This window comes from Streptomyces pactum (genome assembly GCF_016031615.1).
Taxonomy (GTDB): domain Bacteria; phylum Actinomycetota; class Actinomycetes; order Streptomycetales; family Streptomycetaceae; genus Streptomyces; species Streptomyces pactus.
The window spans coordinates 4,268,017-4,287,908 of the sequence record NZ_JACYXC010000001.1 but is presented as its reverse complement, the minus strand read 5'-3'; the positions used below and the strand labels follow the sequence as shown (position 1 = coordinate 4,287,908).

Below are 19,892 nucleotides of genomic sequence, written 5' to 3'. Positions count from 1 at the left end.
GACAAGACGTACCCGGGTGGTTCCTGCCCGCTTTCGACCTACCCTGGTGCGGTGAGCAACACACCTCGACCCCAGGACCGCACGCCCGGCGACGGGCTGGTGCGGCTCGGCGCCATCGTCTTCACGGTGGGCGCGGTGGCGACCCTGGCCACCGTCGCCCCGCTGCTGCTGGGCGCGGACCCGCTGCCCACCGCCGCCTACCTGGTCAGCATGCTGATGGGCGTGGGCTTCGCCCTCGCCGCCTGCGGGCTGCTGATGTCCATCGCCGCCCAGCGGCGTCAGGCCAGATCGGCGGAGGGGCCGGCACCGGTGGCCGGTGCCGCGGCCGGGCCGTCCCCGTCCGGGCCGGCGTAACCGCCCGCCGCGCCGCGCTCCGCGACGTACCGCTCCAGCCAGGCCGGGAAGCCGGTCAGGTCGGTCAGCAGCACATCGGCGCCGGCCGCGCGCAGCTCCGCCGCGTCACAGGGGCCGGTGGCGACGGCCACCGAGAGCGCGCCGGCGGTGCGCGCCCCGCGGACGTCCCCGACGTGGTCCCCGACGTACACCGCGGCGCCGTACTCGCGCAGCGCCTCGGCCTTCGCCTCCGCCCACAGCCAGCCGATCACCGCGTCCGCCTCGATGCCGAGGTGGGCCAGGTGCAGCTTGGCGTTGGGCTCGTGCTTGGCGGTCACCACGATGGCCCGGCCGCCGAGCCGCCGTACCGCGGACACCGCCTCCCGGGCGCCCGGCAGCGCGGACGTGGGGGCCACGGCGTGGTGCGGGTAGAGCGAACGGTAGAGGTCCGCGACCTCCGCGATCCGCTCCTGCGGGAACCAGTGGGCCAGCTCCTCCTCCAGCGGCGGCCCCAGCCGGGTGACGGCGAGGTCGGCGTCGACGAAGGTCCCCGTCCGGGCGGCCAGCTCCCGGTACGCCGCCCTGATCCCGGGGCGGGAGTCGATGAGCGTCATGTCGAGGTCGAAGCCGACCGTGAGCCCGGCCGTGGAACCGGTCACGGAACCGGCCGGGGTGGGGTGCGCAGCAGCCATGCCCGCCATTGTGCCGTGCCCGCCGGCCGCCCCGGCCGGCCCGGCGGGGCCGGACCGACCGGGGCGGGCGCACCGGTGGGGGTCGGGCCGGTGACCACCGGCCACGGGCCACGGCCCGCCCCGGCCGCGCGCAGGGGGACCCGCGGGTCGCGGCGGGGGTCAGGTCGAACGGCGGCGGGCCCGCCACAGCAGGTAGAGCGCCGAGGCGGCGGCGGCCACCCGGACGACCACCGGCCAGGTGTCCTTCAGGACGTCGCCCAGGCCGTCCTCGGGGATCGGCTCGCCCCAGCGTCCGTCGAGCCGGCCCCACACCCACACCATCGCCGCCGAGGCGACCAGGCCGGGCAGGACCAGTACCGCCAGCTTGGCCTGCTTGGTGGGCAGCCGGCACAGGTAGTAGGCGACCAGCCAGCCGGCCGCCAGCACCAGGATGTGGCCGATGACCGCCCCGGTGGCGAGCAGCGCGACGGCCACCAGCGGCATCAGCCCGAGCCCGGCCGCACCCCCTCCCCCCGCCGCTCCCGTCCTCACCGGCGGCGGTCTTCTTCGCCTCGGCCCTGCCCCCCGGCGCCGCAGGGCCCGGCGGAGCAGGCCGCCGCGTGCCGGGGCCGCTGCCGCCCCGGCGCCGGAGGCGGTCTGCTCCACGCCGCCCGCCCCGGTGCCGGCCGCCTCCTCCTCGGTCTGCGGCGGCTTGAGGAGTTCGGGCAGTTCGATGCCGCCGGAGAAGCCGTCCACGGCACCGAAGTCGCTCTCCCGCCGCTCGGCGAACGGGCCGGGGTCGGTGCGCCACCAGTCGGGGTCGGACTCCCGGGAGCTCAGCTCGTCCTCACCCGCCAGATGGGGCGGCGAGGCGGGGAGCGGCCGTCCCGTCCCGGCGTCGGTGCCCTTCCGGGGGCCGGGTACGCCCCGGCCGGACGACCCGCCGCGCCCGGTGAACCCGGCCAGCCGTTCCCGGGCGGTACGGGTGAGCCGCCTGGCGGTCGGCTCCGGCCCACCGGCCGGGCCCTCACTCCCCACGGCTCCCGTGCCCCCGGCCGGCCCCGCGCCGCCCGCGGCACCCCCGGCGGCACCCGTGCCGCCGGACGCGTCCTGCCGGGGCCCGGGCACCGGTCGCGGCACCGGGTCGCCGGCCGCCCCGGGCCGGCCCGGGGTCCGGCCGGGGCCGGAGTGCTCGACATGGCCCGAACGGTCCGCGTGGTCGGAGCCGTCGGATCGGTCGCCGGCCGCCGCCCGCGCCGATCCGGGCGGCGCCTGCACGGACCCGGACGCATCCGACGACCGGGCGGCCGGGCCCGGGTACCCGCCGGCGGGCGGATACGGTCCGGCCGCCGTCGGCTCGGGTCCGGGAGCCGGACCGGGATCGGTGGCGGGCAGCGGGGGCCACGGCTCCGGCCGCGGTCCCGGGGCCGCATCGGCCCGCGTGGGCTGTTCCGGTCCCCGGGCGGCGGGCGGACCGTACCGGCCCGGCGCACCGGAGCCGGAACCGGACGCGGCGGACCCGGCGCGGCCTGCCGCACCACCGCCCTCGCCGCCTCGTCCCAGCAGTCCGCCGAGGCCGCGCCAGGCACGCGCCGCGGCGTCCGCGGCCGGCCGCGGGCCGTCTCCGGCCGCCGACGCGCCCGTACCGCCCGTTCCGTCCGGTAGGCCGGGGGGCACCGCCCCGCCGGCCCGGGCCACCACCTCGGCCGGCGTGCCGAGCCGGCCGAGGATGCGCTTCACCCCGGCCTCGGTCCCGCCGGCCGCGCCCGCGCCGGCCCGGCGCTGCTCGATCTCCGAACGCACCGTGGCGACCAGCCGCATCCGGTCCCGGGACGGCAGACCGTACTGCTGGGCCAGGTCGCCGACCTGGCTCAGGTAGTCGTACACCAGCCGATCGCTCTCGATCCCCACCGAAACCCCTGCGGACGCGCGCCCTTGAGTCCCGCCGCTGCGGAACCGGTCCGACGGTACCGCGCCGGTCCCGCCCCGGGGCCGTCCACGACCCGGCCTGTCGGCCCGGCCACCCGCTACTGTGGATCGAATGACCACCTCGCGGACCCCGGGCGCGTCTCCGGCGCCGGGGAATGGAAGCGGCCGGGACGGCGGGCGAGCGGCCGGGCGCACCGGTGGCGCCGGCCCGCGCACGCTCGCCGAAGAACTGCGCCACCGCGCCGACGAGTCCCTCGCCGCACTGCTGCGCAGCCGGCCCGATCTGCTGTCGCCGGTCCCGGGCGACCTGACGCAGCTGGCCACCCGGGCCGGCACCCGCGCCTCGGTGGTCCGGGCCGTGGAGCGGCTGGACCGCTTCGCCCTGCAGACCGCCGAGGCCCTCGCCGTCGCCCCGGACCCGTGCCCGTACCCGACCCTGCTGGCGCTGCTCACCGGGGACGACCCGGAGGTGCGGCCCGGGGACGGCCCCGCGGGACGGCCGGGGGACGGCGGGACCCCGGCGGAACGGTCCGGAGACGGCACCGGGCGGCCCGGTGACGCCGGGATCCCGGCGGAGCGGTCCGGGGCCGGTGACACCGCGACCGGCGCCTCCACCCCCGCCGGCACGTCCGCCGGCCCGGCGGTCCCGGCCGCCGCCGCTCCCACCGGCACCTCCACCGGCGCGGCCACCGGTGTTCCGGGCGACGCTGCCGCCGGCACCACCCCGCGCGCCGCGATCGCCGCCGAACTGCCGCGCGTGCTCGGCACGCTCCGTGCGCAGGCCCTGGTCTGGGGCGCGGACGACCGGCTGCGGCTGGTGCGTACCGCCCGGGAGCTGCTGGCGCCGTCCGGCAGCGCGCCGTCGCCGACCGGTCTGGGGCCCACCGTGGCGGAGGCGACGGCGGGCATGTCGCCCGGCCGGCTCCAGGAGATCCTGGCCGCCGCCGGGCTCCCGGCGACCCACGATCCGGTGACCGCCGTCGCCGCGTTGACCACCCTCTTCGAGGACCGGGCCCGGATGGCCGCGCTGCTGGCGCAGGCCCCGCCGGAGGCTTCCGCGGTGCTCGCCCGGCTCACCTGGGGGCCGCCGTTCGGCGAGGTGTCGGTCGCCGCGCCCGGCCCGCCCGTACGGTGGCTGCTCGACCGGGGCCTGCTGCTGCCGTCGGGCCCCCGCCACGTGGTGCTGCCCCGGGAGGTCGGGCTCCACCTGCGAGGCGGCCGGACCCACCGGGACCCCGAGCCCCTGCCGCCGGCGCCGGAGCCCGCGGCCGAACACCGTCCACAGACTGTGGACGCCGCCGCGGCCGGCCAGGCGCACACCGCGCTGGCCACCGTCGAGGAGCTGCTGGGGCTGTGGGACACCGGCGGGCCCCCGGTGCTGCGCGCGGGCGGGCTGAGCGTCCGTGACCTGCGGCGCACCGCCGCCGCGCTGGACGTCACCGAGCCGGTGGCGGCGTTCTGGATCGAGTTGGCGCACGCCGCCGGGCTGCTCGCCTCCGACGGGGACGCGGACGAACGCTTCGCCCCCACCCCGGCGTACGACGACTGGCTCCGGCTGCCCGCCGCCGAACGCTGGGCGGAACTGGCCGCCGCCTGGCTGGCGGCCACCCGCACCCCCGGGCTGGTCGGCACGCGCGACGCCAAGGGCCGTACGCTCGCCGCCCTCGGGCCGGACCTCGACCGGTCGCCGGCGCCCGAGGTCCGCCGCCGCGTCCTGGAACTCCTCGCCGCGCCGCCGGCCGGCACCGCGCTCACCGAGGAGTCCCTGCTGGCCCGGCTGCGCTGGGAACGGCCGCTGCGCACCGCGGGCGGTGCGGCGGGCGGCACCGCGGCGCGCGCCGGGGTGCGCCCCGGCGCGGGCGGAGCCGGCACCGGTCCCGCGGCGAACGGCGCCACCCGGCCGCCGGCCGCCGCCCCGGTTCCCGCGACCGGTCCCGCCGGCGGGGCGTCCGCCGGGGCCTTCGTGGGCACCGCGCCGGAGGCCCCGTCCCCGGGCCGGACCCGCGCGGCCGGCGGGCCGGCCGGCCCGCCGGCGCGCCTGGAGGACCTGCGGTCCCGGCTCGCCCGCTGGACGCTGGCCGAGGCGGAACTGCTCGGCGTCACCGGCCGGGGCGCACTGGCCGCGCACGGCCGCGCGCTGCTCGGTGCCGCGCACGGCTCCGGGGCCGCCACCCCCGGCGACGGCACCGGAGCGGCCACCACTGGCCCCGGTCCCGGCACCACGGGGGCCCGCCCCGCCGGCGGGGCGGGCGGCGGCACCGCGTCCGCCGGACGGCCCGCCGGCCCCGACCGGACCGCCGCCGCGATGACGGAGGCGGCCCGGCTGCTCGCGCCGCTGCTGCCGGAACCGCTCGACCACGTACTGCTCCAGGCCGACCTGACCGCGGTCGCGCCCGGCCCGCTGGAACGCCCGCTCGCCGCCGCCCTCGGGGTGCTCGCCGAGGTCGAGTCCAAGGGCGGTGCCACCGTCTACCGGTTCACCCCGGCCTCGGTGCGCCGCGCCCTGGACGCCGGCCGCTCCGCCGCCGACCTGCACGCATTCCTCGCCGCGCACTCCCGCACCCCGGTGCCGCAGCCGCTGAGCTACCTCATCGACGACGTGGCCCGCAAACACGGCCTGCTCCGCGTCGGGGCCGCCTCCGCCTACGTCCGCTGCGACGACGACGCGCTGCTCGCCGAGATCCTCGCCGACCGGCGCGCGGCGAACCTGCGGCTGCGCCGGCTCGCGCCGACCGTGCTGGCCGCCCAGGTGCCCCCGGAAGCGCTCCTCGACGGGCTGCGCGGCATGGGGTACGCGCCGGCGGCCGAGTCCGCCGAGGGCGATGTGGTGGTGTCCCGCCCGGACGCGCACCGCACCCCGCCCCGCGCCGCCCCGGTCCCGGTGCCGGACGGCCCCCCGGTGCCCGACGAGACGCTGCTCGGCGCCGCGATCCGCGCCATCCGCGCCGGGGACCGCGCGGCGACCACCCCCCACAAGGCGGTGCCGGCACCCACCGGCCGCGCCGGGACCGCACCCGCCGCCGGCGGCCTGCCCCGCACCAGCACCGCCGAGACCCTCGCCACCATGCAGGCCGCCGTCCTCACCGGGACCCCGGTGTGGATCGGCTACGTCAACGCCGAGGGCGGCGCCAGCCAGCGGGTGATCGCCCCGGTCCGGGTGGAGGGCGGCTTCGTCACCGCCTACGACCACACCGCCGACGAGGTGCGCACCTACCCCCTGCACCGGGTCACCGGAGCCGCCGAACTCACCGACGAGGAGAGCTGACCGGACCGCTCGCGGCCCGCTGCCCGACCGGGCCGGGCCGAGCCGGTTGCCGGACCCGGCGCGCCCGGCCCGCCCGCTCGCCCGCCCACCCGTCGGAGCGCACCGGGCAGCACCCGGGCTGCCGTACGGCCGGCACCTGGACCGGCACCGGCACCGGTGACCGTACGGGCGCCGGACGCAGGTACCGGAGCGGCCCCGAGGGGCTCCCGAGCCCGTCGGACCCGGCGCCGGGCCGGATACCCGGCCCGGCGCCGGACGACAGGACCGCACCGCACCGGACCGGCACACCCGGACCCCCGCCGCACCGGCACACCCCCGGACCCCACCGCACCGGCGCCCCAGGACCGCGGCCCGCACCTGGGCCCCCACCGGCCTGGCGGCCACCGATCCGCAGGGGCCCACCCGCCGGGCCCACGGCCACCCATCCGCCCGGCCCCGACCCCCACCGGCCCCCGCACACCGGCCCGTGCCCCCGCACGCCCCGCCCACCGGCCCCGGCCCCTCGCCCCTCGCACGCCCCGCACGCCGCCCACCGGTCCCCCGGCCGCTACCGCGGGTCCAGGGGCCGCTCACCGTACGTGGAACCTTTCCCGGGTCGCTCCGCGATGGGGGACACTGGGGGTTTGGCCACTCCAGACCCCGCGCCGGGCCGGCCATCCCGGCGCACCGCCGGCGGAACGGAACGGAAGGCTCACCCGCGTGACCGGACCCCTCATCGTCCAGAGTGACAAGACCCTGCTCCTGGAAGTCGATCACGAGCAGGCCGACGCCTGCCGCAGGGCCATCGCCCCGTTCGCCGAGCTGGAGCGGGCCCCCGAGCACATCCACACCTACCGGGTGACCCCGCTGGGCCTGTGGAACGCCCGCGCCGCCGGGCACGACGCGGAGCAGGTGGTGGACGCACTGGTGACCCACTCGCGCTACCCGGTGCCGCACGCCCTCCTCGTCGACATCGCCGAGACCATGGCCCGCTACGGCCGGCTGCGGCTGCTCAAGCACCCGAGCCACGGGCTGGTGCTGGAGAGCAGCGACCGCCCGGTGCTGGAGGAGGTGCTGCGCTCCAAGAAGATCCAGCCGCTGGTCGGCGCCCGGATCGACCCGGACACCGTGGTGGTGCACCCCTCCGAGCGGGGCCAGATCAAGCAGGCCCTGCTGAAGCTGGGCTGGCCCGCCGAGGACTTCGCCGGGTACGTGGACGGCGAGGCGCACCCGATCGAGCTGCGGGAGGACGGGTGGGCGCTGCGCCCGTACCAGAAGCAGGCGGTGGAGGGCTTCTGGCACGGCGGGTCCGGCGTCGTGGTGCTGCCCTGCGGCGCGGGGAAGACGCTGGTGGGCGCCGGTGCCATGGCGACCGCCAAGTCCACCACGCTGATCCTGGTGACCAACACCGTCTCGGCCCGGCAGTGGAAGCACGAGCTGGTGCGCCGGACCTCGCTCACCGAGGACGAGATCGGCGAGTACAGCGGCACCCGGAAGGAGATCCGGCCGGTCACCATCGCCACCTACCAGGTGCTGACGACCCGGCGGAAGGGCGTCTACCCGCACCTGGAGCTGTTCGACTCCCGGGACTGGGGCCTGATCGTGTACGACGAGGTGCACCTGCTGCCCGCGCCGGTGTTCAAGTTCACCGCCGACCTCCAGGCGCGGCGGCGGCTGGGGCTCACCGCGACCCTGGTCCGGGAGGACGGCCGCGAGTCCGACGTGTTCTCGCTGATCGGGCCGAAGCGGTTCGACGCGCCGTGGAAGGAGATCGAGGCCCAGGGCTACATCGCGCCCGCCGACTGCGTCGAGGTCCGGGTCAACCTGACCGACTCCGAGCGGCTGGCGTACGCCACCGCCGAGGCGGAGGAGAAGTACCGCTTCTGTGCCACCACCGCCTCCAAGCGGCACGTCACCGAGGCCCTGGTCGCCCGGCACAAGGGACAGCAGACCCTGGTCATCGGGCAGTACATCGACCAGCTCGACGAGCTGGGCGAGCACCTCGGCGCCCCGGTGATCAAGGGTGAGACGACCAACGCCCAGCGGGAGAAGCTCTTCGACGCGTTCCGGCGGGGCGAGATCTCCGTGCTGGTGGTCTCCAAGGTCGCCAACTTCTCCATCGACCTGCCCGAGGCGACCGTCGCCATCCAGGTCTCCGGCACCTTCGGCTCCCGCCAGGAGGAGGCCCAGCGGCTGGGCCGGGTGCTGCGCCCCAAGGCGGACGGCCATCCGGCGATCTTCTACTCGGTGGTCGCCCGGGACACCATCGACCAGGACTTCGCCGCCCACCGGCAGCGGTTCCTCGCCGAACAGGGGTACGCCTACCGGATCGTGGACTCCGGCGAGCTGCTGGCGGACGAGGACGTCTGACCCCGGACGCGGCCGAACCGGCCACCACCGCGCGACCCTCACGAGCGGGCGGGCGTGCCGGACGAGGGCACGGGCGCGCCCGGCGCGGGCCCACCGGACGCGGGCGTACCCGGCACGGGCGCACCGGGCGGCGGCACCGGCGCGCCGGACGGAGGCACGGGCGGGGCGGTGCTCAGTGGCCGGGGTGTATTTCCTCGCCGTACTCGCCGAGGACGACCACGCTGAAGGCGGTGGCGGCGAAGACCTTCACCGCGCGCAGCGCGTTGCCCAGCAGGTGGCGGGGGTGGCCCTCGGCGTCCTCGCGGAGGGCGGTGGCGCCGTGGGCGGCGGAACCGGAAGCGGGGTTGATGGCTGCTGTGCTCATGTCTCCAGGGTGCTCTTCCCGGGGGCGGAACACATCGGTCTGCCGGGGTAACCGTGGACGCCGCCGCGTACGACCACAGGGGCAGCCGCCCCCTACGGGAGATCCGGGGAAACCCTGATCCCCGCGGAGAAATTCGTTCGCGCCGCATTTCCCCGCTGGCTACAATCGCGCCTTCCCCCGGATCGCCCCGGGCCCGGACCCGTTCCGGCGCCCCGGCCGGCCCCGGGGACCTCCCGCCTCCCGTGCGGCCCACCCGGGCCGGCCCGGGAAGAGCCGCCGCCCGGACGGAAACCGGGCGGCACGCGCGTGCGCCCGGCACGCGCCCTTCCCCGTGTTACCGGACAAAGCCGCACTCAGCCGGAGGCCACCGCCGTGCCCTCGCACGCCCCTGACCAGCACGTCCCGCACGATCCCGACCGGCACACCGCCGACCGGACGGACGCCCCCGGGCAGCCCGCCACCGGCCCGGCCCCCCGCCCCGGGGCAGCCTCGCCGCCCAGGCGCGGACGCCGCACGCCGCCGGCCGGACCGCCCCCGGCCGGCCGGCGCCGGGCGACGGACCGCGCCCGGCGACCGCCCCGCACGGGCCGGGCGCGCCGCACGACCGGCCCGGCCCCTCCCCCGCCGGCACCGGCCGCGCCGACCGGACCGACCCCGGAACCGACCCGGAATCCCCCCGAGGGCGGGTCGGGGACGGCGGGCGCGCCGGGCACGGGAGCGAGGACGGGGACGACGGACCGCTGGAGCGCGAACGGGCCCATCTCGCCGCCTCCCGCGCCGCGTTGCGGGCCATGCGCGCCGACGTCGAGGCGCTCGACATCCGGGACGTGACCGCCAACTGGGTCAACGCCGAGGCGCTCCAGCACCAGATCGAGCAGCGGATCGCCGCGCTCGCCGATCTCGCCCACACCCCGCTGTTCTTCGGACGGCTGACCTACCTGGCCCCGCCCGGCACGGACGGTGCGGGCGGTACGGACGGTGCGGGCGATGCGGGCGGTACGGACGCGGCGCACGGCGCGGGGGCGGCGAACGGCGCGGCGCGCGCGGACGGACGGGACCGCGCGGACGGGGAGGCGGCCGGGGCGGAGGACGACGCGGCGACCACCTACTACATCGGCCGCCGCCATGTGCACGACGCGGACGGCGACCCCATGGTGATCGACTGGCGCGCCCCGGTCTCCCAGGCGTTCTACCAGGCGTCCCGGAAACAGCCGATGGACGTGGCGCTGCGCCGCCGCTTCGGCTACACCGGAGGCGAACTGACCGCCTACGAGGACGAGCACCTCACCGACCCGACCGAGGGCGACCGGGCGAGCCGGCTGCTCCAGTCCGAGATCGAGCGCCCGCGCGTGGGCCCGATGCGGGACATCGTGGCGACCATCCAGCCCGAGCAGGACGAGATCGTCCGCGCCGGGATCGGCGGCACGGTCTGCGTGCAGGGGGCGCCCGGCACCGGGAAGACGGCGGTGGGCCTGCACCGCATCGCGTACCTGCTCTACGCGCACCGGGAACGGCTCTCCCGCACCGGAACCCTGGTCGTCGGGCCCAACCGCTCCTTCCTGCGGTACATCGAGCAGGTCCTCCCGGCGCTGGGCGAGTTGCAGGTCGCCCAGGCCACCGTCGACGACCTGGTGGCGCGGGAGGGGGTGGCGGTCCGCGGGACCGACGACGCGCAGGCCGCGCGGATCAAGGGCGATGCCCGGATGGCCGAGGTGCTGCGGCGGGCGCTGCGGTCGCACGTCACCATGCCCACCGAGGCCTGTGTGGTGGTGCGCGGGTCGCGCCGCTGGCGGGTGCCCGCGTACGAGATCGAGGAGATCGTCCGGCAGCTGCTGGACCGCGACATGCGGTACGGCGCGGCCCGCGAGGCGCTGCCGCAGCGGATCGCCCACGCGGTGCTGGTGCGGATGGAACAGGCCGGCGAGGCACCGGACGACCGGGTGCAGGACGCGGTCGCCCGCAACGCCGCGGTCAAGGCGACCGTCAAGGCGGTCTGGCCCCCGGTGGACCCGGCGAAGCTGGTGCTGCGGCTGCTGTCCGACCCGGAGTTCCTCGCCGAGCACGCCGAGGGCCTGCTCACCGCCGACGAGCAGAAGGCCGTCGTGTGGTCCCGGCCGGCCCGCAGCGTGCGGAGCGCGAAGTGGTCGCCGGCCGACGCGGTGCTGATCGACGAGGCGGCCGACCTGATCCAGCGCACCCCGTCGCTGGGCCACGTGGTGCTGGACGAGGCCCAGGACCTCTCGCCGATGCAGTACCGGGCGGTGGGCCGGAGGTGCACCACCGGATCGGCGACCGTCCTGGGCGACCTGGCACAGGGCACCACCCCCTGGGCGACCGGCAGTTGGCAGGAGGCGCTGGCCCACCTGGGCAAGCCGGACGGGCTGGTCGAGGAGCTGACCCAGGGCTTCCGGGTGCCGCGCCAGGTGATCGCGTACGCCTCCCGGCTGCTGCCCGCGATCGCGCCCGGACTCACCGAGGCCACCTCGGTGCGGGAGGCCCCCGGCGACTTCTCGGTACGGGCGGTGCCGGCCGGGGAGCTGGACGCCGAGGTGGTGGCGGCCTGCCGGGCGGCGCTGCGGCACGAGGGGTCCATCGGTCTCATCGCGGCCGACGCCCGGCTCCCCGCACTCACCGAAGCGCTGACCGCCGCCGGGCTGAGCTGGCTGGCCCCGGGCGAGGAGACCACCCCCGAATCCCGGCTCACCCTGGTCCCGGCGACCCTCGCCAAGGGTCTGGAGTACGACCACGTGGTGCTGGACGAACCGGCCGCCGTGGTGGACGGCGAACCGGACGAACGCACCGGCCTGCGGCGGCTGTACGTGGCCCTGACCCGGGCCGTCTCCGGCCTGACCGTGGTGCACGCGGCCCCGCTGCCCGAGCTGCTGGCCGGCACCGGGAGCTGACGCCCCGGCCGTGGGGACGCGCGCCCCCACGGCCATCACCTCGCCGGCCCGCCCCCGCCGGCCGGGCCGGCCCACGTCGGCCGGGCCGGCAGCGCGCCGGACGGGGCCGCCCGTCCCGGGCGCACCGCGTCCGGCCCGCACCGCGCGGGGGCCGGTGTTCGGCCGGGCTCACCACCGGCCGCCGGCCGGCCGCACCACGGGTCGGCCCGCACCACCGGCCCGGCCCCGGGCCCACCGGCAGATCCGGCGCCGCCGTCAGGCGGCCGGGGCCGGACCGCCGGGGGCGGCGGTCCCGCGGCGCACCGCGTTCAGCGTCGCGTCGAGCAGGCCGGGGAAACGGGCGTCCAGGTCCTCCCGGCGCAGCCGCACCAGACGGTGCCGGCCGGCCGCACGGGTCGAGGTGATGCCCGCCTCCCGCATCACCCGCAGGTGGTGCGAGACCGTGGACTTGTGGAGGTGCTCCAGGCCGAGCAGGCAGGGGTCGCAGCCGTGCTCCTCCCCGTCCCCGTAGATCTCCAGCAGCCGGATGCGCACCGGGTCCGCGAGCGCGTGCAACACCTTGACCAGCTCGATCTCGTCCCGGTCCGGCTGGGGCAGCCGCTCCGCCGTCATGGCGCTCCTCTCCGCCGGCACCGTGCCGTCGCTCTCCGCCGGACCATGCCGTTCCGCTCCGCGGGGCGGGGCCGCGGCCGGCGCGGGGCCGCCGCGCCGGCGTCCGGTGTACCCGTCCGCGCCCCTCCGGGTCCGTCCGCCCCGCACTCCCGCACGGCCCCGCAATTGTTTGACAATCATCCACCAATCTCTATTGTTTGACGAGCGTCAAACCGTTGCGTCGTCCCGTCGTACGCCCCGGCCGCGCGCCGACCGCGCGCCCCCGTGGCGTTCCTCCGCGCTGCCCTCCGAAAGGGAATCCGTGCGTCTCCGCCTGCTCCTGCTGGCCCTCGGCACGTTCGCCGTGGGCACCGACACCATGGTGGTGGCCGGCATCCTCGCCCAGGTCTCCGACGACCTGGGCGTCTCCGTCTCCGCCGCCGGCCAGATGGTCACCGTCTTCGCCCTGTCCTACGCGCTGCTCGCCCCGGTCCTGGCGGCGCTCACCGCCTCCTGGCCGCGCCGCCGGCTGCTGCTCACCGCGCTCACCGTCTTCACCATCGGCAACGCGCTCAGCGCGCTCGCCCCGGAGTACGGGGTGCTGCTGGCCACCCGGGTGCTGGCCGCGGCCGGCGCCGCCCTCTACACCCCGGCCGCCAACGCGGTGGCCACCTCGATCGTCCCTCCGGAGCGGCGCGGCCGGGCGCTGGCGACCGTGCTCGGCGGGATGACGGTCGCCACCGCGCTCGGCGTTCCGCTCGGCACCTGGATCGGCCGCACCGACTGGCGGCTGACGATGTGGCTGGTCGTCGCCCTGGGCGTGGCCGCCTTCGCCGGACTGGCCCTGCTGCTGCGGGACCTGCCCGCCACGCCCGCCGCCGCCCCGGGGCTGCGCGCCCGGGTCGCCCCGCTCACCGACCGCCGGGTGCTGGGCGCCGCCGGCACCACGTTCGCCTTCTTCCTGGCGTTCAACTCCGTCTACATCTACCTGGCGACCGCGGTCCGGCCGGCCACCGGCGGCGACGGGGGACGCCTCAGCCTGATCCTGCTCGCCACCGGCGTCGCCTCGGTCGCCGGCAGCTGGCTCGGCGGCCGGGCGGTGGACCGCTTCGGGGTACGGACCGTCCTGCTCACCGGCAGCGCCGTCGCCGCGCTCGCCTTCACCACCCTCCCCTGGGCGGCCCGGTCGATGCCGGGCGCGCTGGCGTACGCCGTGGTGACCCCGGTCGCCGGCTGGGCGGTCTCCGTCGCCCTGCCCCACCGGCTCGCCTCGCTCGACCCGGCGAAGGCCCCGCTGCTCATCTCGCTCAACAGCAGCGCCCTCTACCTGGGCGTGGCGGCCGGCGGCGGCGCGGGCAGTCTGGCGATCGCGGTCCTGGGCGACCGCTGGTTCCCGCTGGCCGCCACCGGTCTCGCCGCCGTCGCCGCCGTCCTGGCGGCCGTCACCACCCGGTCCGCCGGCGCCGACCGGCGAACCGGCGCCGACACCGCCGGCCCGGAGGCCGCCGCACCGGCCGGCGCCACGGACACGCCCGCCACCACCAGCACCACCGGCACGACCGGGGCGACCACCGCCGGCCCCACCGGCACGGCCACCACCACCCGCACGACCGCCGCCGGTGCCACCACCGGCACGACGGTCGCGGGCGCCACCCCCCGGCCGTGAACACCGCCCGGTCCGCCCGCGCTCCCGGGGTCCGGGCCCGGCCCGGGCACACCGCCCCGCCGGCCCCGGACCCGGCTCACCACGCGGGGTCCGGGACGGGCGGCGTCCGCCCGGCTCCTACCACCCGCCCCCGGTCCGGTGGGCGGCCGCCGGGTTGGTCAGCAGGCCCCGGGCCAGACCGGTCTGGGCCGCCGTGAGCAGGCGTATCACCGGGACGGCGGTGGCCAGGAGGACCAGTCCGATGCCGGTGTGGAAGGCGATGTCGGCGGCGCGTGACTCCACGTCGAACATCAGGTCCAGCAGCCCCTGGTCGCCGTCGTCCCGCGGGATCGCCCAGGACCAGGTGACGTTCAGCAGTTCCCCGAGACCGCCGACGGTCCAGGTGACCGCCAGGCAGAAGCCGATGATCCGCACCGGGAAGGACACCACCATGTGGACCAGGTCGCGCCAGGACTGCGGCTCGCGCAGCCTGCCCAGCTTGCCGCCGATCCCGGTGTCGGCGGGGGCCTGGCGGTAGTGGTGCGGCGGCAGCGGGCGGCCCGTGACGTGCTCCACCCGCCGTCGCTCGGTGCGGGCGAAGGCCCGCGCGGCGGCCAGCGTGCCCAGCAGCACCGGCAGGCCGAGGACGGTCACGAAGGTCGCCGCGCCGACCACGAAACCGGTGACCGCGACCGTGAACGCGGCGATGCCCAGCGGCAGCCCCGTGAGCAGGTAGCCCAGTTCGCGGCCGAACCGCCCGGTGCGCCCGGATCGCTCCGCGAGCGGCCCGGAATCCCACCGGGCGTCCGGGCCGGAGGTGCTCAGGCCCTCGCGTCCGGCGTACGGGGAGGGGGCGCGGGACACAAGGTACGGCGGCGTCATGTCGGTCATGACGCCACTGTCCCGCGGAACCGGCCCCGCCCCCCATCCGGCGGGCCGGTCTCCCGGGGGTGGTGCTAACCCCACCACCGGGGTTCTCCTCAGCCCACCAGGGCGGCCGGGGCGTCCAGCGCCTCACGCCACTCGCGCACCGCCGCCACGTCCACCGGCCCCTCCCAGCCCGCCGGACGGCTGGCGCCGCCGATGTGGAAGGCGTCGATGCCGGCCTCACGGAGGGTCGGCAGGTGGTCCAGCCGCAGCCCGCCGCCGACCATGATGCGCGGACGGTAGGCCGGTTCCGGCACCACGCCGGCCATCTCGACCGGGCCCCTGGCCCCGCGGGCCGCCTCCGCCAGCAGCACCGGGAGACCGTCGTCCACGCCGAGCGCCGAGCCGGCGGTGAGGTAGGTGTCCAGGCCGGGCACCTCCGCCAGCCGCCGGCGGAGCGCGTCCCGGTCCGCGGCGCGGTCGATGGCCCGGTGGAACGTCCACCGCACGGCACCCGCGCCGTTCCGTACGCCGATCGCCTCGGTCAGCGCCGTGACCGCGGCCATGTCCGGCATGCCGTCGGGGGTCAGGAAGCCCAGGACGAACTCCTCCGCCCCCTCCGCCCGCAGTTCCTGGGCCGACCGGCACAGCGCGTCGAGGGCCGCCGGGTCACCGGCGGCGAAACCGTCACTCGCGCGCAGCATCACCCGCAGCGGGATCTCCACGGCGGCGCGGATGGCGGCGAAGGTCTCCCGGGCAGGGGTCAGCCCGTCGGCGGCCATGTCGGCGACCAGCTCAAGGCGGTCGGCGCCACCGGCCTGGGCTGCGACCGCGTCCGCCGGGTCGAGAGCGATCACCTCAAGAATTGGTCTAGACATATAACACAGCCTGCCACAGTCGGCGCGGCGCCGGAACACCGCCTCCGCCGGGTCCGCGCCGCCCCGGCACCCGCCCGGACCACCCGCGCCGCACCCCCCACCGGCGGCGGAACCCCGCGGCCCACGCCGGTCGTCGGGCACCGCGGCGCCCACCGCGTCCCGCCGGGGACGGAACCGGAACGCGGGCCGGGCACGAGCCGGCGGCCGGCGCGCGGCGCACCACGACCGGGCCGGCAACGAGGAGCGGCGCGCGAGAGGAACGGCGCAGAGGCACGGCCCGGCCGGCGGTGGACGGGAGAAAGCACGACCGGGCCGGCGCCGACCGGGAGCACGCACGACCGCCGCCGGCAGGAGGGCGACGCGAGGCACGCCACGACCGGGCCGGCAGAGGGAGCAGCGGGCGGAAGGCGCCGCACGGGGCAACGGCGGAACAATGGCCTCATGTCCACGCCGCAGTCCCCGCAGCGTCCGCTCCCCGACCACGAGACCCTGCTGACCCGCTGGGCCGGTCTGCTGACCGGTGCGCGGGACGGCGCGCCCGGCCCCGACCCGCGGCCGTACGGCGAGAACCTGCTCGCCCGGTGGGCGGAGCCCCGGCGCCACTACCACACCACCGCCCACCTGGTGAGCGTCCTGGACCACGTGGACACCCTCGCCGGTCACGCCGCCGACCCCGTCGCGGTCCGTCTCGCAGCGTGGTTCCACGACGCGGTCTACGTGCCGGAACGCTCCACCAACGAGGAGGCGAGCGCCCGCCTCGCCGAACGTGCGCTCACCGAGGCCGGGGTCCCGGCCCCGCGCGTCGCGGAGGTCGCCCGGCTGGTCCGGCTGACCGCCGACCACGATCCCGCCCCCGGTGACACCAACGGCGAGGTGCTGTGCGACGCCGACCTCGCCGTACTGGCCGGCTCGCCCCAGCAGTACGCCGGCTACGCGGCGGCCGTCCGGCAGGAGTACGGCTTCGTGCCGCACGACGCGTTTCGCGAGGGCCGGTCGGCGGTCCTGAGGCACCTCCTCGGCCTGCCCCGGCTCTTCCGCACCCCGTACGGCCACGAGCACTGGGAGCGCACCGCCCGCTTCAACCTCGGCACCGAACTGGAGCTGCTGAGCGTCTGATCCGGTGCCGGGCCCCGCCGCCGCCCGGCCCGGCCTTCGGCCGAGCCGGCATGCCCACGCCCGGCCCGCACCAGGCCGGATCCGGCGCGCCCACGGCCGGCCCGACACCAGGCCGGGCCCGGATCGCCCACGCCGGCTCCCGGATCCGGCGCGCCCACGGCCGGCGGCCCCGGCCGCGCGCGACACGTACCGCCGTCCCGCACCCACCGGTGCACGCACGCCGTCCGCCGGTGGACGCGCCGTGCCGCCGACCGGCCGGCGTCCCGGTGTCCGCCCGGGCGCGCCCGCGGACGCGCCGCTTCCGCGCCCCGCGCGCCGATCCGTCCGCGCACCGATCCGCCCGCCCACCTGGGAATGCCCGGCCGCGGCCAGGCGTTGCCACCTGACATGCCCATCGCCGTCTATGTCCTCGGTCTGTCCGTCTTCTCGCTCGGCACGTCCGAGTTCATGCTGAGCGGTCTGCTCCAGCCGCTCGCCCGGGACATGGGCGTGTCGATCCCGCAAGCCGGGTTGCTGGTCTCCGCGTTCGCGATCGGGATGGTGGTGGGCGCCCCGCTGCTCGCCGCCGCCACCCTGCGGCTGCCCCGCCGCACCACCCTCGTGGCGCTGCTCGCCGCCTTCGGCCTCGGCCAGGTGGCCGGGGCGCTGGCGCCCAACTACGCGGTGCTCTTCGCCTCACGCGTCGTCAGTGCGCTGGCCTGCGCCGGGTTCTGGGCTGTCGGCGCGGCCGTCGCCGTGTCACTGGTGCCGGTGACCGCGCGGGCGCGCGCCATGGCGGTGATGATCGGCGGACTGAGCATCGCCAACATCGCCGGTGTCCCGGCCGGCGCGCTGCTCGGGCAGCACGCCGGCTGGCGGGCCGCGTTCTGGGCGGTGGCCGCGCTCGCCGCGGTCGGACTGGTCGGCGTCCTGGCCCTGGTGCCGCGCACCGAGGTGCCCACCGGCTCCGACCGGCCGCGGCTCCGCGCCGAGCTGGCCATCTACCGCGACCGGCAGGTCTGGCTGGCCCTGATCGGCACGGCGCTCAACGCGGCGGCGGTGTTCTGCTTCTTCTCGTACCTGGCGCCGCTGCTCACCGATGTCGCCGGGCTCTCCGAGAGCTGGGTCCCGTCGGTGCTCGCGCTCTTCGGGGTGGGCGCGCTGATCGGCACCACGGTCGGCGGGCGGACCGCCGACGCACATCTGTTCGGGACGATGTACGTGGGGATCTCGGCGGCCGCCGTGGTGCTGGCCACGCTGGCGCTCACCGCGCAGCACGCGGTCGCCGTGGTGCTGCTGTCCCTGCTGCTCGGCGTGGCGGCGTTCGGGACCGCGCCCGCGCTCAACGCCCGGATGTTCAACGTGGCGGGGGCCGCGCCGACCCTCGCCGGGGCGACCACCACCTCCGCCTTCAACATCGGCAACACCCTCGGGCCGTGGCTCGGCGGCCTGGTCATCGGCGCCGGGTGGGGCTACCGCGCGGTGGCCTGGACCGGGGCCGTACTGGCCGTCGGGGCCCTGGCCACCACGGTCGCCGCGGCCCGCCTCCACCGGCGTACCGAGGCCTCCCGGGTGATCACCCGGTCGGTGCCCGCGGCCCCGACGGCGGCGCGCCCGGACGGTGACACCGGCGGCGAAACGGGCCCCGGCACCGGCACGGGCACGGCCCCCGGCCGGGACGCCACCGCCGCGGCCCCGTCGGCGAAGGCCACCGGGAACACCGGCGCCGCGAGCGACCCGGGCGACGCGGGCAGCACCGGGGGCACCGGCATACCCGGCACGGCCGAGGCCCCGACCGTGGCCTGCGGGGTGTCCACCGAGGCCGGTCACGCCTGACGCGTCCGCCGGCACCCGGCCGCTCTCCGGCCAGGCCGTCATCCGACGCCCGGCCACTCCGCCCCCGGCCACCGTCCGGCGCCCGGCCGGCCCCGACCGGGCCGCGCCCGCACCGCCCAGCCGCGCGAACCCGGCCGTACCCCGGCCGGCCGGACCCCGCCAGACCCGGCCCCACGGACCGGGCCGCCAGGACGGACCGCCACGACGAACGACCCCGCGAACCGGGCCACGCACGCCGGGCCCGGCCCCACGGCCGGGTGTACCGGTGCCCGGTGCCGGCGCTCGGTGCTGTCACCCACGTGCCGCCGCCCGGCCCCGGCCCGGCCGCTCACCGGCTGCATCGGCCCGGCCCGGTGCCGGCGCGCTCACCGGATGCCCGCCGCCCGGCCCGGCCGCTCACCGCCGTCACCCACTACCGCCGCCCGGCCCGGCCGCTCCCCGGCCAGGCCGTCATCCGACGCCCGCCACTCCGTCCCCGGTCACCGTCCGGCGCCCGGCGCCGGTTCAGTGCGGGGTGCCCTGCTGCCGCAGGCCCGCCGCGACGAGCCTGCGGACGAGTTCACGGCTGCCGACCTCCACCGCGCCGGCCCGGACCGCCTCCCCGTACAGCTCGCTCGGCACCTCGTAGTGGTCGCGTTCGAAGTCCCCGCGCGGCGCGCCGATCCGGTCCGCGAAGGCGTGCAGCTCGTCGTACGAGACATCGCTGACCAGGTGCGACCACATCCGCCCGTGACCGGGCCAGACCGGCGGGTCGATGTAGACCGCCATCACTCCTCGCTCCCCGCGCTGCCCAGCGAGCCGACCCGGGCGACCGCGACCGCCGTCTTGCCGCACACCCAGTGCGGGTCGGGGCCGAGTTCGGGCTCCACGTCCAGCGCGTGCGGGTCGCCTCCCTCGACACACACCGGGCACAGCGGCCACCGGCCGTAACGCTCCAGCAGCGCGTCCTGGACGTCCTGGGCCACCAGCCCCGCCAGGAAGGCGACGCCGTCCGGCCACTGCTCGACCCACCACCGCCGGTGCGCGATCGCGTCCTCCACCAGCGAGACGATGTCCGCGCGGGTGACGTCCCCCGCGGTGAGGTCCGCGAGGACCCGCGCCCGCGCCGTGTGCAGTGCCTGTTCGAGCTCCATAACCGCATTGTCGCGCCGTACCAGGGGTTGACG

General features: G+C 77.9%; 15 protein-coding genes. 7 read left to right on the top strand and 8 right to left on the bottom strand.

Going from position 1 to position 19,892, the window contains the following annotated elements; translation table 11 throughout:
* Window positions 1-51: 51 nt before the first annotated feature.
* On the top strand, window positions 52-354 hold the full coding sequence (locus IHE55_RS16995; RefSeq protein ID WP_197989799.1) for a hypothetical protein: 303 nt from the start codon (window positions 52-54) through the stop codon (window positions 352-354).
* On the opposite strand, the gene IHE55_RS16990 is transcribed toward IHE55_RS16995, so the two are convergent.
* Both IHE55_RS16990 and IHE55_RS16985 read right to left on the bottom strand, forming a co-directional pair.
* On the bottom strand, window positions 279-1,025 hold the full coding sequence (locus IHE55_RS16990) for an HAD family hydrolase (RefSeq protein ID WP_232265594.1): 747 nt from the start codon (window positions 1,023-1,025) through the stop codon (window positions 279-281). The genes IHE55_RS16995 and IHE55_RS16990 overlap by 76 nt on opposite strands.
* 159 nt (window positions 1,026-1,184) lie before the next feature.
* Window positions 1,185-2,915: a hypothetical protein gene (locus tag IHE55_RS16985; protein WP_197989797.1), complete on the bottom strand. Its 1,731-nt coding sequence runs from the start codon at window positions 2,913-2,915 to the stop codon at window positions 1,185-1,187.
* Between the two features lie 130 nt (window positions 2,916-3,045).
* Between IHE55_RS16985 and IHE55_RS31375 the strand changes: the two genes are divergently transcribed.
* Both IHE55_RS31375 and IHE55_RS16970 read left to right on the top strand, forming a co-directional pair.
* A complete protein-coding gene (locus tag IHE55_RS31375; protein WP_232265593.1) occupies window positions 3,046-6,198 on the top strand; it encodes a helicase C-terminal domain-containing protein in 3,153 nt (1,050 codons plus the stop codon).
* Between the two features lie 699 nt (window positions 6,199-6,897).
* Window positions 6,898-8,547, top strand: a complete 1,650-nt coding sequence (locus IHE55_RS16970) for a DNA repair helicase XPB (protein WP_197989796.1) — start codon at window positions 6,898-6,900, stop codon at window positions 8,545-8,547.
* Window positions 8,548-8,719: 172 nt separating this feature from the next.
* Here IHE55_RS16970 and IHE55_RS16965 read toward each other — a convergent pair whose 3' ends face one another.
* Window positions 8,720-8,911 (bottom strand): hypothetical protein, encoded by a 192-nt coding sequence (locus tag IHE55_RS16965; protein ID WP_197989795.1) that lies wholly within the window; start codon window positions 8,909-8,911, stop codon window positions 8,720-8,722.
* A 791-nt stretch (window positions 8,912-9,702) separates the two neighbouring features.
* Between IHE55_RS16965 and IHE55_RS16960 the strand changes: the two genes are divergently transcribed.
* Complete coding sequence (locus IHE55_RS16960; protein ID WP_197989794.1) at window positions 9,703-11,814, top strand: HelD family protein; 2,112 nt, start codon at window positions 9,703-9,705, stop codon at window positions 11,812-11,814.
* Between the two features lie 255 nt (window positions 11,815-12,069).
* Here the strand turns inward: IHE55_RS16960 and IHE55_RS16955 are convergent, their stop codons facing one another.
* The gene (locus IHE55_RS16955; RefSeq protein ID WP_197989793.1) at window positions 12,070-12,426 is read right to left on the bottom strand and encodes an ArsR/SmtB family transcription factor; all 357 of its coding nucleotides are present in this window, start codon (window positions 12,424-12,426) and stop codon (window positions 12,070-12,072) included.
* A gap of 301 nt (window positions 12,427-12,727) precedes the next feature.
* On the opposite strand from IHE55_RS16955, the gene IHE55_RS32310 reads away from it, so the two are divergent.
* On the top strand, window positions 12,728-14,071 hold the full coding sequence (locus tag IHE55_RS32310) for an MFS transporter (protein WP_197989792.1): 1,344 nt from the start codon (window positions 12,728-12,730) through the stop codon (window positions 14,069-14,071).
* Window positions 14,072-14,188: 117 nt separating this feature from the next.
* Here the strand turns inward: IHE55_RS32310 and IHE55_RS16945 are convergent, their stop codons facing one another.
* Complete coding sequence (locus tag IHE55_RS16945; RefSeq protein ID WP_232265592.1) at window positions 14,189-14,941, bottom strand: sensor domain-containing protein; 753 nt, start codon at window positions 14,939-14,941, stop codon at window positions 14,189-14,191.
* An 89-nt stretch (window positions 14,942-15,030) separates the two neighbouring features.
* A complete protein-coding gene (locus IHE55_RS16940; RefSeq protein ID WP_197989791.1) occupies window positions 15,031-15,795 on the bottom strand; it encodes a copper homeostasis protein CutC in 765 nt (254 codons plus the stop codon).
* Between the two features lie 441 nt (window positions 15,796-16,236).
* Between IHE55_RS16940 and IHE55_RS16935 the strand changes: the two genes are divergently transcribed.
* Window positions 16,237-16,911, top strand: coding sequence for an HD domain-containing protein (locus tag IHE55_RS16935; protein WP_197989790.1), 675 nt, complete (start codon window positions 16,237-16,239; stop codon window positions 16,909-16,911).
* A gap of 387 nt (window positions 16,912-17,298) precedes the next feature.
* The gene (locus tag IHE55_RS16930; RefSeq protein ID WP_197989789.1) at window positions 17,299-18,726 is read left to right on the top strand and encodes a Cmx/CmrA family chloramphenicol efflux MFS transporter; all 1,428 of its coding nucleotides are present in this window, start codon (window positions 17,299-17,301) and stop codon (window positions 18,724-18,726) included.
* A gap of 504 nt (window positions 18,727-19,230) precedes the next feature.
* Here the strand turns inward: IHE55_RS16930 and IHE55_RS16925 are convergent.
* Window positions 19,231-19,494, bottom strand: a complete 264-nt coding sequence (locus IHE55_RS16925) for a DUF4031 domain-containing protein (protein ID WP_197989788.1) — start codon at window positions 19,492-19,494, stop codon at window positions 19,231-19,233.
* The gene (locus IHE55_RS16920) at window positions 19,494-19,859 is read right to left on the bottom strand and encodes a DUF8819 family protein (protein ID WP_197989787.1); all 366 of its coding nucleotides are present in this window, start codon (window positions 19,857-19,859) and stop codon (window positions 19,494-19,496) included. The genes IHE55_RS16925 and IHE55_RS16920 overlap by 1 nt, the downstream gene beginning before the upstream one ends.
* Between the last annotated feature and the right edge of the window lie 33 nt (window positions 19,860-19,892).